Origin of the sequence: Devosia elaeis (assembly GCF_001650025.1) — a bacterium.
In the GTDB taxonomy this organism is placed as follows: Bacteria; Pseudomonadota; Alphaproteobacteria; order Rhizobiales; family Devosiaceae; genus Devosia; species Devosia elaeis.
Genome location: NZ_LVVY01000130.1, coordinates 41,820 through 58,001, shown reverse-complemented (window position 1 = coordinate 58,001; position 16,182 = coordinate 41,820). Strand labels below are relative to the sequence as shown.

The following is a 16,182-nucleotide window of genomic DNA, read 5'->3' as shown; positions in this document are numbered from 1 at the left end:
CGAGAAAGTAAGAAGCCAGGGACGGAATGATCCTGGCTCCGATCGGGGCAGGCATTCACTTTACGCATGGAAGGTACGAAATGGCCGTGACTTTGACCACGCCCAATACGCTGCTCGGCGTATTCCAGCCCAAGGGTGATGTCGCCAAGCTGGCGATCAATGGTGCGATCGTCGTGCTGGGCACCCTGCTCATCACTGCCGCCGCCAAGATCAACGTGCCGGTCTGGCCGGTTCCGGTGACGCTGCAGAGCTTCGCCATCGCGGCGCTGGCCGCGGCCTTCGGCATGCGCATCGCGGTCGCCACCGTGGCCCTCTACCTGGCCCAGGGCGCTTTCGGCCTGCCGGTCTTTGCCGTCGGCGGCGGCGCTGCCTATCTGCTCGGCCCCTCGGGCGGTTTCCTGCTCGGCTTCCTGGCCCAGGCCGCCATTATCGGCCATGCCGCCGATCGCGGCGCTTCGGCTCGTCCGCTGACGCTTTTCGCCGTTATGCTCGGCGCCACTGTCGTACTCTATGCCTTCGGCTTCGTCTGGCTGATGTCCATGGCCGGCGCTGCCCAATGGGTGGACCAGTCCAATGTCGTCGGCTCGGCCTTTGCCCGTGCCGTGCAGCCCTTCATCGTCTGGGATGTCCTGAAGATGGCCTTCGCTGCGCTGACGGTGACCGGGCTCTGGGGACTGTTCTCGGCCAAGCGCTGAGCGTTTCGAGCCTGGAGATTGCAGAAGGCCGGTGGCGACACCGGCCTTTTTCTTTTTGCTTTTCTTGAAAGCCTCAAAGGCTATTTCCCCAGCCGCCGCAGGAAGGCGGCGGTTTCCACCTCGTCCTCGTCCAGCCCGGGCACCGGCTTCAGCCGGCCCGAGCGCCGCAATTCGCCGTTCTGCCAGGCTTCGGGAATGGCCGGGTGGATGTAGCATTGCCGGCATACGGCTCTCGTATTGCCCAGCCGCGCCGCGACCTGGTCGATGAGGGCGTTGACGGTGCGGGTCTGGGTGGTCCTGGTCTCGGGCAACTCGGTGGCGGTGAACAGCCCGAAGGCGCGCACGCTCGCGGCCCAGGTGCGGAAATGCTTGGAGGTGAAATCGGGCCCGGCAAAGGCGGCGATGTAATCGTTGACGTCGCGCGAGGAAATCGCCGACCGGCCGGCTTCGTCTTCATATTGGAACAGGTGCTGGCCCGGCATGTCCTGCAGGCTCTTGAGCAGGTTGGCGATGCGCCGATCGGCCAATTGCAGCTTCCATTGCTTGCCCGACTTTCCCTTGAAGTGGAAATGCAGATTGGCGCCGGTGATCTCCACATGGCGATTGCGCAGTGTGGTCAGCCCGAAGCTCTTGTTGTCGCGGGCATAGGCGGGATTGCCGACGCGGATCAGGCTGTTGTCGAGCAGCCAGACCACCGAGGCGACGACGCGCTCATAATCCAGCGTGCGGCGGCGCAGATCGCTGTCCACCTGCGCGCGCAGGCCGGGCAGGGCGCGGGCGAAATCGGTGAGCGTATGGAACTTGGTGGTGCTGCGATGCTCGGTCCAGCCGGGGTGATAGCGATATTGCTTGCGGCCCTTCTCGTCGCGGCCGGTGGCCTGGATATGGCCGTTGGCGTCCTTGCAAATCCATACCTCCCGCCAGGCGGGGGGAATGGCGAGGGCGCGGATGCGCGCCAGGTCCTCTCCCGAGGGGCGATTGCCCTGCGCATCGGCATAGGAAAAGCCGGCGCCCCGCTTCTGGCGGCGCCAGCCGGAATCTTCGTCAGAGGAAAAGGCCAATGCCGGGGCCGGCCCGATCTCCTCGGTCCGCATCCGGTCCAGAACCTGCCGTGCCAGTCGCATGGAGCGCTCCCTTTGCTCCCGAAATGAGGAGGACGGGCGATGCGTTCCCCCATGCGCACAAAGGTGAAGGCCGGAACGCGGGGACGCATGGGGCGTTGAACAGGCAAGTGTCGTCATCAGGACTTTGCCATGCCCGCCTCCCGCCCGATCTGGAAAGGCCAGCTCCGCCTGTCGCTGGTCGCCATCCCCGTCGAATTGTTCAGCGCCGCCAAGACCGGCGCCAAGCCGAGTTTCCGGCAAATCCACGAGCCAACCGGCAAGCCGATCCATTATGAAAAAGTGGTGGCCGGCGTCGGGCCGGTGGACAAGGACGAGATCATCAAGGGTTTTGAATATGAGAAGGGCGATTATGTCCTGCTCACCGACGACGAGATCGACGCGGTCAAGCTGGAGACGCGCAAGACGCTGGAGCTGACCCAGTTCGTCGGCGCCTGCGAGATCGACCCGATCTATTACGACAAATCCTATTTCGTCGTGCCGACGGACGAACTGGCCGAGGACGCCTTCCGGGTCATCCGCGACGCCCTGCGCAAGACCGAGAAGGTCGGGCTGGGCCAGCTCTCCATGCGCGGCAAGGAATATCTGGCGGCCATCAAACCCAGCGGCACCGGGCTTATGCTGGAAACGCTGCATTACGAGGACGAAATCCGCAAGGCGGACCCCTTCTTCTCGCAAATCTCGGGCAAGAAGGCCGAGGCCGACCTGCTCGAGGTGGCGACGGCGCTGATCGAGAAGAAAACGGCGCCCTTCGATGCCGGCGCCTTCAAGGACCATTACCAGAATGCGCTGCGCGAGCTGATTGCGCGCAAGATGAAGGCCAAGGGCCGCAAGATCAAAGCCAAAGAGGACGAGGCGCCGGAACGGCCGAGCGGGGAGAACGTGGTGGACCTGATGGCGGCGCTCAAGGAAAGCCTGGAGGGTGGAAAGAAGGCGACGGGCAAGAAGACGCCGGCGCGGAAGAAGGCGAGCTGACGATGATGCGCGCCAGCAGTTTCCGTTCCCGGTCGTCACCCTCGGGCCTGACCCGAGGGGTCTTTACGTTGCTGATGCGTCGAAAGGACAGGACCCTCGGGTCAAGCCCGAGGGTGACGATTTGTGGGGAGGAGGGGCCAAAGGCTGCGATCTGGGAGGAGAGGCCAAGGGTTGCGATCTGCGGGATGGATAGGCCGAGGGCGGTGACCTTCGTGGAGCGTTGTCCATGAAATCTCCCCAGGACCTGCTCAAGGATTACAAGGCCAAGCGCAATTTCACCAAGACGCAGGAGCCGGCCGGGGCCGCGCCCCGGGCGGGCAAGGCGGGGCGGGGCGCTTTCGTAGTGCAGAAGCATGACGCCACGCGGCTGCATTACGATTTCCGCATCGAGCTCGACGGGGTGCTGAAAAGCTGGGCGGTGACCAAGGGGCCGTCCAACAATCCCGGCGACAAGCGCCTGGCGGTGCGGGTCGAGGACCATCCGCTCGAATATGGCGGGTTCGAAGGCACGATTCCCGAAGGCGAATATGGCGGCGGCACGGTGATGCTGTGGGATCGCGGCACCTGGGAGCCGATCGGCGACCCGCATGAGGGACTGGACAGCGGCGACCTCAAAATCCGCCTGTTCGGCGAGCGGATGAAGGGCGAATGGGTGCTGGTGCATATGAAGGGGCGCGACACCAAGCGCCGCTCCGGCCCCGACCGGGAAAACTGGCTGCTGATCAAGCATCGCGATTCCTATGCCCGCGACAAGGACGCGCTGACGACGCGGTTCACCCGCTCGGTGGCGAGCGGGCGCGATTTCAAGGGCATCGCCGCCGGCGCCGCGCCGGCGAAGAAGACCGACGTGCCGGCCGAGGCCGTCTGGCATTCCGACAGCGAGAAGGCGGACCAAGCCTACGAGACATCCCGGAACCTTGCCAAGGCGAAGAAGGGCAAGGCGCCGGCCTTCCGGCCGGTGCAATTGGCCACCCTGGTGGATAGCGTGCCAGCGGGCGAAGGTTGGCTGTTCGAGATGAAATATGACGGCTACCGGTGCCTGGCCGCCATCAATGGCGACAGCGTGCGGCTCTATACGCGCAGCGGGCTGGACTGGACCGAGCAATTCTCCGCCCTGGTAGAGCCGCTGCAGAAACTCGAGCTGGGTTCGGCGCTGATCGATGGGGAGATCTGCGCCTTCGACGCCAGGGGGCGGACTGATTTCACCACCCTCAAGAATGTGCTCTCCAATGGCGGGCGGCTGGAATATTTCGCCTTCGACCTGCTGCAACTGGACGGCAAGGACCTGAGCAAGAAACCGCTGATCGAGCGCAAGGCCTTGTTGCAGGAGCTGCTGGGCAAATCGGCGCGGCGGGACCCGGTGCAATATTCCTCCCATGTCACCGGCCATGGCCAGAAAGTGCTGGATGCGCTGTGTCGCGAGGGCCATGAGGGCATCATCGCCAAGCGGGCCGACGACGCCTATCGCGGCGAGCGCACCAGGAGCTGGCTCAAGATCAAATGCCTCAAGCGCCAGGAATTCGTCATCGGCGGCTGGTCGCCCTCCACCAAGCGCAAGGGTTTCGCCTCGCTGCTGCTGGGCGCCTGGGACGGCGACAGGCTGCTCTATCGCGGGCGTGTCGGCACCGGCTTTTCGCAGGATTTGCTGATGGAAATGGATGCCAGGCTGCAAAAGCTCGCCAGCCGGAAAAACCCGTTCGAGGCGGTGCCGCGGGAACGGGCGCGGGGCGTGCATTGGGTCAAGCCGGAGCTGGTGGCCGAGATCGCCTATACCGAACTCACGGCCGATGACATCCTGCGCCACCCCAGCTTCATCGGATTGCGCGGCGACAAGCCCGCCAAGGAGGTTCGCATGGAAAAAGCCATTAGCCTGGACGATGGCGAGGCGGTGGCCGAACGGCTCGGCGTGCGGCTCACCTCGCCCGACCGCGTGGTCTATCCCGGGCAGGGGATCACCAAGGCGCAATTGGTGGCCTATTACGAGGACGTGGCCGCCGCCATGCTGCCCCATATCGAAAACCGTCCGCTGAGCCTGGTGCGCTGCCCGCAGGGCCGGGCCAAGCAATGCTTCTTCCAGAAGCACGATACCGGCGGCTTTCCCGAGCAATTGCGCTCATCCCCGATCGCGGAAAAGGACGGGGAGAAGAAGGATTATTTCTACATCACCGAGCTGGCGGGGCTGGTGGCCGGCACGCAGATGAACACGCTCGAATGGCATATCTGGGGTTCGCGCCTGGCGGCGGTGGAAAAGCCCGACCGGCTGGTCTTCGACATCGATCCGGACGAGGGGCTGGATTTTTCCGCTATTACCGGCGCGGCTACCGATATCCGCGACCGGCTGGAGGATATCGGGCTCAAGAGCTATCCCATGGTTTCGGGCGGCAAGGGCATCCATGTGATCGTGCCGCTGAAACCCGACAAGGAATGGCCCGAGATCAAGGCCTTCTGCCGGGCGCTGGCGGCCGGCATGGCCGAGGACGAGCCGGATCGTTTCACGGCCAATCTCTCCAAGGCGAAGCGCAAGGGGCGGCTGTTCATCGATTATCTGCGCAATGAACGCGGCTCGACGGCGATCTCCCCCTGGTCGGTCCGGTCAAGGGACGGCGCGCCGGTGGCCGTGCCACTGGGCTGGGACGAAGTGCCCGGGCTCAAGCAGGCCAACGGCTTTTCGCTGCAAGACGCGGCTGTGCGGGCCAAGGGCAAGGATGCCTGGCCCGACTATTTCAAGCAGCGCCAGAAGCTGACCGACAAGATGCTCAAGGCCGTGGGGGCGGAGGTGGGGAAATAGGGCGGCTTTTAGCTGTAGCGCGCCAAGAGGTTTGCGCACATTCGACAAGAGGTTTGCGCAATCGCCGGGCCTCCATTTGAGCGCCATTTAAACACTCTCAAACACCTCGTTTAAACGCCGCTTATAGCGCCCTCAACAGGCCGGCGCATCCCCCTTCGCAACCACCTGCCCAGTGACGTGCAGCCCGACCCTCATAGAGGCCACGCGGGCCTCGGCGTCGGCCCAATCGTAGGCGGCTATCTGGACCGTCCAGCGTCGGCCGCCATGCTCCCAATCGACAGCGAAGATGCCCATGGCCCTGCCGTCGCCATCGTAAACGATGCAGTCAGGGTCCGGCGCATTGGCCGCCAGCGCGCGCCTGGAGCGCACCTCGCCGAGGTCAACGATCTCCATTGCCGCCCCCGCTGATAATCAGCTCACCCACCTTTTTCGCACCCTTGCTGGACAGCGTGTAGGTTGTCTCGACCGGCTCCAGGTGGAAGCCCGCGAACAGGTCCCGGACCTCCTCGCGGTCGTTGATCGAGAGGATGAAGCGGCCCTGCACCTGATGCAGGAGAGCGGCCATCCGCATGAAGTCTTTCCGCTCGAACATGCCCGGCCCGTAGTCGCCCTCATTGCCCCAATATGGCGGGTCCAGATAGAAAAGCGTGCCCGGCCGATCGTAGCGGGAAATGAACTCATCATATGGCAGGCGCTCGATCACCACGCGCGCCAGCCGAGCATGAACCTCCTCCAGCATCGGCCCCAGACGGGTGATATCGAAGCGGGCCGGCCGATCGACCGCCACCCCGAAATTGCGCCCCGCCACCTTGCCGCCGAAGGCGGTGTTCTGGAGGTAGAGGAAGCGCGCCGAGCGCTCCAGGTCGGTCAGCGTGGCCGGGTCCGTCCGGGCCAGTCGCTCGAACTCGGCGCGGGTTGTCAGCTGGAAGCGCATCATGTCGATGAAGGCCACATAGTGCCGCTGGAGCACCCGGAAGAAGGTGGCCACGTCCTGGCTGTAATCGTTGATGACCTCGGCCTTGGGTGCGTGCTGGCGGCGCAGGAACACGCCCGCCATGCCGACGAAAACCTCCGCGTAGCAATCGTGCGGGGTCGCATCGATCCGCTTGATGATGACCTTCGCCAGGTTGCGTTTCCCGCCGATATAGGGCGCGAGCGGCGCAAGGGGCTTTACAATGATCCGATCAGTCATGGCTCCTCCTTCCACGCGGCGGCGGGATGAAGGCGACATCGCCCAGCACCCGGCTGCGCAACCTGAATGTGTCTGCATGGCCGGCATGGCCGACCCAGCTCATCACCACCTGACTGACCTGATCGAGGCTGATCTTGCCCTCGTGATATTGGCGCGCCATGCGCTTCATCTTGCGGCGCATCCGGCCGGCGCTGTCCTTTCTGATCTTCCGGTGGGTCGCCCAGATGCGATAGCCGAGGAAGTCGAGCGGGCGGCCGTTCTTGGTCGAGACGGGGAACACCTGCGTTTTGTGGTTGAGGCGCAGGCCGAGCTGGGCGTGGAGGAAATCCTCGATCGTGCGCCGCACGTCATGGAGGTGGGCCTTGGTCCCGCCGATGATGGCGAAATCGTCCATGTAGCGAAGGTATCGCTTCTCGCGCAGCTCGTATTTCACGAACTCATCCAGCTCGTGCAGATAGACGTTGGCGAAGAGCTGGGAGGTGAGGTTTCCGATCGGGATGCCGCGCGGCATGATCGCGCCGGGATCGGCGGCGCTGTCGATGATGCCCTCGATCAGCCAGAGCGTGTCCGGGCAGGCGATGCGCTTGCGGATCAGCCGCTTGAGCACGTCATGGCAGACGCTCGGGAAATACTTCGAGACATCGGCCTTGAGCACATAGATCGAGCCTTGCTCGCGCAGGGCTTCGCGCAGGAACGCCTGCGCACGATCGGCACCGGCATGGGTGCCCTTGCCGGGGCGGCACGCATAGGTGTCGAAGATGAAGCGTTTGCCCCAGATCGGGTCGATGGTCTCGATCAGGGCGTGCTGGACGATGCGGTCCTTGAGCGGCAGGGCAGCGATGCCGCGCTCCTTCGGCTCGAACACCTTGAAGTGGCGATACGGGCCGGTGCGATAGGTTTTCCAGATCAGGCTGTTCTGGATGTCGATCAGGTTGGGTTCGAGGTCGCGCTCGAATTGCAGCACGTCCTGCTGGGCGCGGCGGCCCTTGATGACCCGGCCCCAAGCGCGGTGCAGCGCCTCGAACGTGGTGAACGATCCATAGAGGTCGCTATAGGTCTTGGCCATCATTCCCCCGAGGGCGGCCGGAGCAAGGGGTCGCCGGCATGCGGCGGCTACTGTCCCGCTCCGACCTGTTCAGTTTTTCGGCACTTGGCCGAGGATCGCAGGGCCTTTCGGATGGTGCTCTGGGAGAAGCCCCGTGAGGCTTCAACTTCTGGCGATCTCCGAGAGCGGGCCGGAAGCCGACATTCGTGTTCACGTTCGACCGCTCGTTGTTGAGGTTCAGAGCGAACGCCCCGGCATTCGCGCCATTGTTCCGACTGCCGCCACGTAGCGGCACGCGCTCAAGCCACATTACCCGCGCCCCTGTTCTTGCAGGCTCTTGAACCACCCACCGATCATCCGGCCGATCTCATCGAGATGGCGGCTCCATACCTCGTAACTTTTGAAGGAGAGATGCCCCAGCTTCTGGGCCATCCTGATCTGGCTGCGCAACAGGTCCAGCTCGGCGTCAAGGTCCTGCATCGTGGTCTTTTTGAAGTACCGGCGATTGCAGATGATTATGAGCCGGAGCAGCGCCCACATGGTGGTGCGGATTTCCTGCGAGAGCACATGCCGCTCGGCCTTCGGAAACTGTTTCAGCACCACATAGCCGTAAGCAATCATGTCCTCGCACTTGCGACGGATTTTAAGATCGTCCACCGCAGCCCCCGATATACGCAATGGTGTTCAAGAGAAGGGACGGGCTATCGCCCGTCCCACAGATGTCAGGCGGTCAGATTTCAGAGCACGAAAGCGGGCCGGATGCCGACAGCCGTGCTCACGCTCGACCGCTCGTTGCTGAGGTGCAGAGCGAACGCCCCGGCATACGCGCCATCGGCCCGACCGCCGCCACGTAGCGGCACGCGCTCGCCCACGTTGCGGGCATAGTGGCGGCCCTCGACATCGCCATCATGCGGGAAGAGGCCGAGCAGCTTGGCAAGGTTCGGTGCCGAAACCCCGCTGGCGGTGGCCATCGCGCTGAACGGCTGCGAGGTGCTGGTGTCGCCGTCCGACTGGTTGGTGACGCTGGTCGAGAGGATCGGATTGCCCGAGCCGTTCGCGTTCGAGGCGTCATACTTGAGCGTGTTGGCCGTGCCGGGGTTCACCAGCGTGCCGTCTTGCAGGATCGCCCGCCAAAGGTCCGAGCCGGGGCTATGGTCGATGTCCGTCACGGCGGCGTTGTTGTCGGGGATGATCTGGATTTCGCCATCAACGAGGCGAAGGCCGCGAACCCATTCCCAGACGTTGCCGCAAAGATCGGCAATGCCTGCCGGGCTGTTGTCGTGGAACCAGCTCACCGGCCCCGAGCCGGTCAGGACACGCCCATGCCCCTCGGACACGCCCGGCGCATGGCCATCGGTGCGGCGGCCGACCTCATAGGTCTGGTCATGATGCCGCCCCCAATTGGTGTTGCCGCGCGGCTGGAAGCCGTTCTTCCAGCACCACAACGCGACCGCCACGAACTCGGCATTCGTCATCATGTGCCAGCCCGGCCCCTTAATCGCGCAGGCCGCGTCCGAGGCCGTAAAATTGATGTTGGCCTGCGGGTCCTGACCGGGCAGCGAGAGCGCATGATCGTCATGCAGAACCGCCTGGAATTTGCCGATGAAGATTTCGCTCTTCTGGACGCCGCCCACCACGAAGGCGGGATGCACGCCCGACCCGAGACCGGGATCGATGTCCTCGACATTGAAGCGCGGGACAACGCACATGATCGACGGATAGCCCTTTGCGTCATAGAGCACCGTGTTGACGCCGCCGCTGGCGGCCTCGACGGACTGACGCAAGGCGTCCGGGGTGGAAATGGTGACACCCATAGGTTCTTACTCCTCGTTTTCGGTTTCGTCGGGATGTTCGGGCAAAGCCCAAAGGCGCAGCGTCACGGCCTCGGCCGTGCAGGGCTGCGGCACCGGCACGATCTCGATGACTTCCTCGCCATCGATCTCGACGGTGACCTCCTCATCGGTGTAGCGACGGGGAGGAATGATGATGACGGCCGCATAGGCATCGCCCGTCAGGTGAAGGTCTCCTGCCGTGTCCACGAACACGGAAATCACGCGCTCGATGTCGCGCTGCTCTTCGGCCAGATCGATGATGATCTCGCCGTCGCCGAGGCTAAGGACGCACTCGACAAGCTCGGCCTCGACCTTGGTGCCTTCGTTCATATGTTCGATGTTCATGGCCGCCCTCACTGGTAACGGAGATTGAGAAGGGTCCAGCGGATGCGCACGTTGTCCGCGCTGCCCGTCTGCCGGATTTTGAAGCCGTTGCGCATCTTGTCGTACGCTTCGAGCGTGCCGACCGCCGCGATGTTGGTGGCGTCCTCGACTTCCAGCTCCACGCCGTAATCGGCGGCCGGGAGCGTGTCGGGGAAGGCGACGGACGCGAACGGCTCATAGGAGGCCACCCACGAATTGGTTGCCTGAATGACGCGCAGATCGGTGAGCGTGACGGCCGAGAGGCTGTTGCCGGTGTTGTTGGCCGGGACCTCGATCCGGTAGAGCGGCAGGCCGGTGTCGGGCACCTGCTGGTCGATCTGGACGCCGTAGGAAACGCCCCCGGTGTTGACCAGATAGGCGAAATAGGTCCGCGCCTCATCGCTTTCGTTCGAGGGCACCGAGACGTGGTAATCGTCATCGGGCAGGCTCACGATCATGCCGTCGATCTGGGCGCGGGATATGCCGGTGCCGACATCGCCGGTCTGGGACAGGTGCAAGGCGCGGATTTCGGTCTTGGTGAGCACCATGCCGGTGATGACGTGCTTGTTCTTGATGGTGACGGTGCCCTGCGCCAGCACGCGGCCGCGCAGGTTCGCCAGTTCCCGCGCCAGAAGGCCGCCCAGCCCGAGCGCCTCTTGAACGCCCGCGAGGATCGAGACCTGCTGTTCGGGCGAGAAGGCGTCATACCCGGCCAGCCGGGCGGCGAGGCTGGACCCGCCTTCGCCGCGCGCCTCGACCACCTCATCGGCGATCTGTTTCAGCCAGCGCGTGCGGTTGGCGAGCTGGCGGGCCTGCACGTTGGAGATACCATCGGGGCCGCCGACAACCGGATCAGTCAGCTCGATCTGGTAAATCCCCGAGGGATAAGTGTTCTGTTCTGGAAGGTTCGCCATTCCTTGAGGCTCCTTTGCTAGAAGATGATGGTCCACGCGCCGTCGAGGCTGATGTCATCGGCCTTCTCGATCGGAGCACGGGTCTTGCGGGCGAAAAGGGTGTCGTCGGCCGCGATCAGGCCGAACTCACGAATGACCATCCCGTTGGCCTCGGCCGTCTCAAGCCGCCAGTTGAACTGGACGCGGCCGGGAGCCGGGTACTCATGGCCCTGCACGGGCTTGATGAAACCGCCCGTCAGGCCGGTGTCGTCGGGGGTCGGGCCGTTGCCGTTGGTGCCGACGCCGATGCGGGTGATGATCTTGCCCGCGCCTTCACCGGCAATGAGCTGGGCAAGCGCGTTGCGCGCGCCGACCATAATCATGTTGTCGTCGCGCCAGCTCTCGACCAGCACGCCCGCCCTTCGGACGTTCACGAGCAGGGAGCCGCGCAGGCTAAGCGTTTCGGTGGCTTTCATCGGGGCCTCAAAGTGCTGTTAGCTGGGTGTTGACGGGACCGCCGTGGTAAATCCCGGCGAAGTAGGGGCGGCCGCCATCGTGATCGGTCTCGCCGTCATAGATGTCGCCCGCGTGCCGGTGCTTGCCGTCATGGCGGAAATGGCGGGTGAGGATGATCGGCATGGCCGGGTCGGCGGCCGAGGGCTGGCCTTCGCCGTATGTGATGCCCGCGTGCAGATACCGGCCATCGTAAAGCGGGATGACCTCGGCCCGATCCTCCATCGACATGGCGATACCGGTGGTCAGGGTGACCTGCCGGTTGGCGTAAAGCTCGCCCGTCTCGCCCCAGCCGGCATGGTCGGGCACGCCGTCATGGAGGAGCGCGCCGTCATGGAGGTGGCGGACACCGTGATCGTGGACGATCGAGCCGTCATAGCGGCGGCCCCAAGGATACACGTCCTCGCCGATGTAGCGCGCCAGCGCGTCCATCTCATCGTGAACGTCGATGGCGTCCTCGGTGTTGGCGCGGAACCCGACATCGACCAGATGCGAGCGGGCGTTCTTCCATATCTCGATCAGGTCAACGAGCTGGCGGATGCGGGTCGCGTCAACGCCCTTGTCCTCGCCCAGATCGAGCAGAACGCGGAACATGGCCCAGCGGGTGCCGCCACCATAGGTCTCCGCGCCCGAGTGGTTGCGCTCGCCGTCATAGAGGGTGACGGGAAGCCCCTCGACAATCTCGGCATCGGCATAGCCGAGCGAGCGGATCGCCTCGCGGATCGACCAAGGCGTGCCCCGGTGGCGGTGCAGCTCGATGGCGCGGCGGATCAGCGCCCGGCGCTCGGTGGGCGTCTCGGCAAGGTCCCAGCCTTCCGCGCCCATGATGTGGAACTGCCAGCCCAGAAGGTGGAGCGCGTCGTCGGGCAGCTCATCGATCCGGTAAACCAGCAGCGGGGTCAGGTCGATGTCGCCGAGGCGGCCGATCAGCTTGAGCAGCGCGCGGCTGCGCTCATCGTTGATCCCGGCCGGGAGGAGGCGCAGATCGTCGTCAGCCATCGGCCACCCCCGCGATGGTCAGGACGATATTTTCGCAATCGGCCCATTCGGAAGGATCAAGCTCGCGCCATTCGGGGGTGGTGAGCTGGACGCGATAGACCCCGGCCACCGAGAGCGCGGAAATGATCTGGCTGGGCACGAGGTCGCGGCCGAGACCCCGCCGACGCTCGGCGGCGAATGACTGCGCGGCCGCATGGACCGCCGTGATCGCGGTCTCGGGATCAACGTCGCGGAACAGCGTGATCGCGGCCGTGATGTCGTAGGGCACGCGCACGGGCGGGGCAACCTGCACCGTATCGGTGAGCGGGCGCACCCTGTCGTCGGATACCTGCGCGGTGACGGCTTCGAGCAGTTCGGCGCTGGGCAGGCCGGTATCGGTGAGGACGTGGATGCGCACGAGGCCGGGGCGCGGGCTAAGCACCGCCGCGTCCATGATGGACTGATGGGTGCTGACCGCGTGCCAGCGATAGGCCCCGACCGGCCCGGCGACCGAGAAGCGTTCCGGGGCCTCGCGGATGCGCTCGCGCAGCCGGTTGTCGGTTTCCCGCGCCCGGCCGCCAAACGAGGTCGAGACGTTGACCGCGCCGGAGACGTGCGGGATCGGATCGAGCAGCGCGGCGATCTGGCCCTGCACATAGCCGTTGGCGATCTCGCCGGGCGTCTGGGCCTGCGCGGTCGCCTCGGCCGCCAGCTCCCCGGCCTTGATCTCGCGGTCGGCAAGGGTGGCAAAGACCACCTGACCATCGGCCGAGCGCACGCGCGTTCCTGCCGGGACGATGACCGAACCGGGCTGGACGGCCGAAAGGGTAAAGCGCAGCGTGGTCTGGGCGGCCGCCTCGGGCAAGCGGGTGACGCCGAGCAGCTCGCCGAGATAGTCGATCATCGGGAAGGCGGCGAAGGCCAAGAGGTTCTGCTTTGCGGCCTCCTGAATGGCCACGCGCACCAAGCTCTCGCGGTACGAGATGATGTCGATGATAAGCCGCTCGACCTGCGCGGGCTGGAGCTTGCGCCCGGTATAGGTCTCGTAGTCGGCGATCATCTGGGCCGTGAGGGCGGCCGGATCGCGCTCGACAAAGCTGGGTTCAGGCAACGGCATCGCGGACCTCCGTTGCGATCAGCTCGCCCTGTCCGTCGAGCCGCCATTCGACGGTGATGTGCATGTGGGCGCGGCCGAGTTGGACGGGCACGAGGCGCACCACCTCAATGCGTTGCTCCCAGCGCCGGAGCGCATCGACGCCCTCGCGCACCACATGGGGCACGGCCTCTTCCATCGGATGATCGAGATAGTGCCAAAGGTCGGACCCGAACTCGGGCCGGTGCGGATCGGACCCCTTGGGCGTCAGGAGGATGATGCGGATGCACTGGTGAATGTCATCGAGACCCTCGACAATCTCGCCATGCGAGCCGAGCCGGGGTTGCCAATGAGCAGCCGTAATCTGTCGAACATCCTGAACCATGGCGCGATGATCGCGCGCAGGCGGAAACCCTCACACCCGGACAGGTGTCCGGGCCAAAGCGGGATGGCGATGCGAAGGGATGAGCAATGCTACACCGGAACGGCCGCGCTCGCCAACCTGGCTATTGCGGAACGTCGGTTTTCGCGGGGCCGGGAAGAATGCCGCCATGCACATGGGTGTCGCCGATATTGACCCCGTTATGCGTGACCATGCCGCCGGTGATTGCCACTCCTGCCGGCGAGATATCGACCTTGACGCCGCCCACCGAGAGCATGAACGTCTGGCTGCCCTTGTCATAGGTGAGCGAGGCTCCGTCGCCATAGACGATCGTATGCACGTTCGGGTCCGATGAAGGTGGCGCATCGGCTTCCGAATAGATCGCGCCCGCAATGACGCCGGCCTCCTCGCCCTTGTCCATGATGACGACGACATGCTCGCCGGTTACCGGCATCCAGTATGTCTTGTCGCTCTTGGTCTTGCCTTGAAGGACCTGAAGCCAGAAGCTCTGCACATTGTCGTGGTCGGGGAACTGGACGCGGGCCTTGGCGGTGGCCGGGTCGGTCTCTGTCACGATGCCAATTCTAAGGGACACGGCGCACCTCGATCTCGGTGGTGTAGCCCGCGCTGCGCTCGATGCGATGGCGCGAGGTCTCGACGTAGTATTTGCCCGAGAGCTTGCCCAGGCCAGTAACCTGGATGTTGTTGCCCGCGATCATCCGGTGGTCGCCGACGATCTCGATCCGGCCGGTGAGCTTCTTGGCATTGGCCTTTTTCAGCTCCGCCTCGGCGCGGGTCCTGGCCTGCCCCTCACTCTCGACGCGCGCCTTGACCTTGAGGGTGTCGCCGGTCTTTACGTCCGGGTCCTCGACCGTCACCTCGATCAGCTTGGCGGTTTCGGGATCGTGGTAAGATAGCGTGCAGGCCTTGTAGACCTCGTGGGTCTTGTCGTTGAAGTCGAAGCTCTTCATCTCGGTGCGCGGCACAATCGCCACCGGTTCTTGCTCCTCCAGGCTCTTGATGGTCGAAAAGAAGATCACCTTCTCGCGCACCGCAAAGACGTGGGCGTACTCTTCGGCGATGCGCTTGAGGAACTCCAGGTCGCGCTCGTCGTTCTGGGTCACCCGCTTGATGGTGATGTCCTCGATCTCGCCATCGACCGACATTCCATGCTCGCCTGCGATCTGCTCTGCAATCTCGCGCAGCGTCTTGTTCTCAAAGCTCCTTGTCTTCTTGGTGCGCAGGCTGTCGGTCACCGGCGCGGCCAGGCCGCGAATGATGACGGTATCGGGCGGGCCGGTAAAGTCGATCTCATCGACCTCGAACTTGCCGCACGGCAGGAGGCCCTGACCGAGCCAGCCGATCGAGAGGTCGATCACGTCGCCCTTCTCTGGATACCAGCTACCTTTCCAGCGATGGAGCTTGTCCTCGAACCGCGCCTCGATCTCGTCGGACTTGCCGTGGTCGAAATCGGTATAGACCACCATGAGCGCGTCCGAGCCGATATTCGCGCCCTGATAGATCAGCACCCACGTCGCCTGCGGGACCATCATGACTGGCGGCCCCGCTTCCAGGGCGGCAGGTCGCGGTCGAGAACCACCTCGTCAGGCAGCACCGGAATGCGCAGCTTGATGCCCGAGGCGATGAGCGGACGGATCGGCACCGCAGTGTTGGCGGCGATGATCGGCTCATAAAGGTGCGGGTCGCCATAGTAGCGCCAGGCCAGCAGGTCCCAGCGGTCGCCCTCGGTGGTGATGTGCTCGACATATTGCTGCATGGTCACTGCCTCACGATGGAGCCGGACGAGACCCCGCCAGGATCGCCCGAGGGCGCGGCCGGCGGCGGGCCAGAGCGGGCATTGCCACCGGCACCGCTGGCGCGGGCCACATTGTTGACCACCGAAATCACCGCGCCCAGCAGGCCGCCGAGACCGCCAAACCCGCCATGCTCGACCAGCGACACGCGGGCGGTGACCGCGACCAGCGCGCCCCGGCTGTTGGTCTGGCGCGCCGTCGAGCGGATCGACTTGATGACGAACATGCCGACATACTGGCCCGAGCCGTAGATGAAGGGCAGCGCGGTGTGCATGGAGCCGGCGACCTTGAGCTTGGCCAGCTCGGCCTCGGGGTTGCAGTAGGAGACATGGAACATCAGGTCGATGTCCACCTCCTCCAGATCGTCGCCGATCCATTGCAGGCGCGGCTTTCCCTCGATCACGTCATGGCGGGCATAGTCATAGCCGCGCTTGTTCGTCACTCCCTCGAAATAGGTGATGAGCCGGAAGCTGATCGGGCCGAGCATGGCGAACATCG

19 protein-coding genes are annotated in these 16,182 nt (G+C 64.6%); 3 read left to right on the top strand and 16 right to left on the bottom strand.

The window, feature by feature from the left end; translation table 11 throughout:
• The first annotated feature begins 80 nt into the window (after window positions 1-80).
• Window positions 81-695 (top strand): biotin transporter BioY, encoded by a 615-nt coding sequence (locus A3840_RS17480; protein ID WP_067459964.1) that lies wholly within the window; start codon window positions 81-83, stop codon window positions 693-695.
• An 80-nt stretch (window positions 696-775) separates the two neighbouring features.
• Here A3840_RS17480 and A3840_RS17475 read toward each other — a convergent pair whose 3' ends face one another.
• Window positions 776-1,819: a DNA topoisomerase IB gene (locus A3840_RS17475; RefSeq protein WP_245676660.1), complete on the bottom strand. Its 1,044-nt coding sequence runs from the start codon at window positions 1,817-1,819 to the stop codon at window positions 776-778.
• 129 nt (window positions 1,820-1,948) lie between these two features.
• Between A3840_RS17475 and ku the strand changes: the two genes are divergently transcribed.
• The gene (ku, locus tag A3840_RS17470; protein ID WP_067459962.1) at window positions 1,949-2,791 is read left to right on the top strand and encodes a non-homologous end joining protein Ku; all 843 of its coding nucleotides are present in this window, start codon (window positions 1,949-1,951) and stop codon (window positions 2,789-2,791) included.
• Between the two features lie 226 nt (window positions 2,792-3,017).
• Window positions 3,018-5,579 (top strand): DNA ligase D, encoded by a 2,562-nt coding sequence (gene ligD / locus A3840_RS17465; RefSeq protein ID WP_067459960.1) that lies wholly within the window; start codon window positions 3,018-3,020, stop codon window positions 5,577-5,579.
• 132 nt (window positions 5,580-5,711) lie between these two features.
• Here the strand turns inward: ligD and A3840_RS17460 are convergent, their stop codons facing one another.
• The 15 genes from A3840_RS17460 to A3840_RS17390 all read right to left on the bottom strand — a co-directional run bounded on the left by A3840_RS17460 (window position 5,712) and on the right by A3840_RS17390 (window position 16,180).
• On the bottom strand, window positions 5,712-5,972 hold the full coding sequence (locus A3840_RS17460) for a hypothetical protein (protein ID WP_067459957.1): 261 nt from the start codon (window positions 5,970-5,972) through the stop codon (window positions 5,712-5,714).
• Window positions 5,959-6,771 (bottom strand): DNA adenine methylase, encoded by an 813-nt coding sequence (locus A3840_RS17455; RefSeq protein WP_067459956.1) that lies wholly within the window; start codon window positions 6,769-6,771, stop codon window positions 5,959-5,961. Before A3840_RS17455 ends, A3840_RS17460 begins: the two co-directional genes overlap by 14 nt.
• Complete coding sequence (locus tag A3840_RS17450; protein ID WP_205633407.1) at window positions 6,764-7,840, bottom strand: reverse transcriptase domain-containing protein; 1,077 nt, start codon at window positions 7,838-7,840, stop codon at window positions 6,764-6,766. The genes A3840_RS17455 and A3840_RS17450 overlap by 8 nt, the downstream gene beginning before the upstream one ends.
• Before the next feature lie 285 nt (window positions 7,841-8,125).
• On the bottom strand, window positions 8,126-8,473 hold the full coding sequence (avd, locus tag A3840_RS17445) for a diversity-generating retroelement protein Avd (protein ID WP_067459955.1): 348 nt from the start codon (window positions 8,471-8,473) through the stop codon (window positions 8,126-8,128).
• 80 nt (window positions 8,474-8,553) lie between these two features.
• A complete protein-coding gene (locus tag A3840_RS17440) occupies window positions 8,554-9,630 on the bottom strand; it encodes an SUMF1/EgtB/PvdO family nonheme iron enzyme (RefSeq protein ID WP_067459948.1) in 1,077 nt (358 codons plus the stop codon).
• A 6-nt stretch (window positions 9,631-9,636) separates the two neighbouring features.
• Window positions 9,637-9,993 carry a hypothetical protein gene (locus A3840_RS17435; protein ID WP_067459940.1) on the bottom strand — a complete coding sequence of 119 codons (357 nt, stop codon included), beginning with the start codon at window positions 9,991-9,993 and terminating at the stop codon, window positions 9,637-9,639.
• 8 nt (window positions 9,994-10,001) lie between these two features.
• On the bottom strand, window positions 10,002-10,925 hold the full coding sequence (locus A3840_RS19905; RefSeq protein ID WP_067459937.1) for a hypothetical protein: 924 nt from the start codon (window positions 10,923-10,925) through the stop codon (window positions 10,002-10,004).
• Between the two features lie 17 nt (window positions 10,926-10,942).
• Window positions 10,943-11,380, bottom strand: coding sequence for a hypothetical protein (locus tag A3840_RS17425; protein ID WP_067459933.1), 438 nt, complete (start codon window positions 11,378-11,380; stop codon window positions 10,943-10,945).
• Between the two features lie 7 nt (window positions 11,381-11,387).
• Window positions 11,388-12,416, bottom strand: coding sequence for a phage tail protein (locus A3840_RS17420; protein WP_067459932.1), 1,029 nt, complete (start codon window positions 12,414-12,416; stop codon window positions 11,388-11,390).
• On the bottom strand, window positions 12,409-13,512 hold the full coding sequence (locus A3840_RS17415; RefSeq protein ID WP_067459929.1) for a baseplate assembly protein: 1,104 nt from the start codon (window positions 13,510-13,512) through the stop codon (window positions 12,409-12,411). Before A3840_RS17415 ends, A3840_RS17420 begins: the two co-directional genes overlap by 8 nt.
• A complete protein-coding gene (locus tag A3840_RS17410) occupies window positions 13,499-13,873 on the bottom strand; it encodes a GPW/gp25 family protein (RefSeq protein ID WP_067459928.1) in 375 nt (124 codons plus the stop codon). The genes A3840_RS17415 and A3840_RS17410 overlap by 14 nt, the downstream gene beginning before the upstream one ends.
• A 121-nt stretch (window positions 13,874-13,994) precedes the next feature.
• Window positions 13,995-14,444 (bottom strand): phage baseplate assembly protein V, encoded by a 450-nt coding sequence (locus tag A3840_RS17405; RefSeq protein WP_067459926.1) that lies wholly within the window; start codon window positions 14,442-14,444, stop codon window positions 13,995-13,997.
• A 10-nt stretch (window positions 14,445-14,454) separates the two neighbouring features.
• Window positions 14,455-15,423, bottom strand: coding sequence for a phage late control D family protein (locus A3840_RS17400; RefSeq protein ID WP_067459912.1), 969 nt, complete (start codon window positions 15,421-15,423; stop codon window positions 14,455-14,457).
• Complete coding sequence (locus tag A3840_RS17395; protein ID WP_067459909.1) at window positions 15,420-15,647, bottom strand: tail protein X; 228 nt, start codon at window positions 15,645-15,647, stop codon at window positions 15,420-15,422. Before A3840_RS17395 ends, A3840_RS17400 begins: the two co-directional genes overlap by 4 nt.
• 2 nt (window positions 15,648-15,649) lie before the next feature.
• Window positions 15,650-16,180, bottom strand: coding sequence for a phage tail protein (locus tag A3840_RS17390; protein WP_067459906.1), 531 nt, complete (start codon window positions 16,178-16,180; stop codon window positions 15,650-15,652).
• Window positions 16,181-16,182 lie beyond the last annotated feature (2 nt).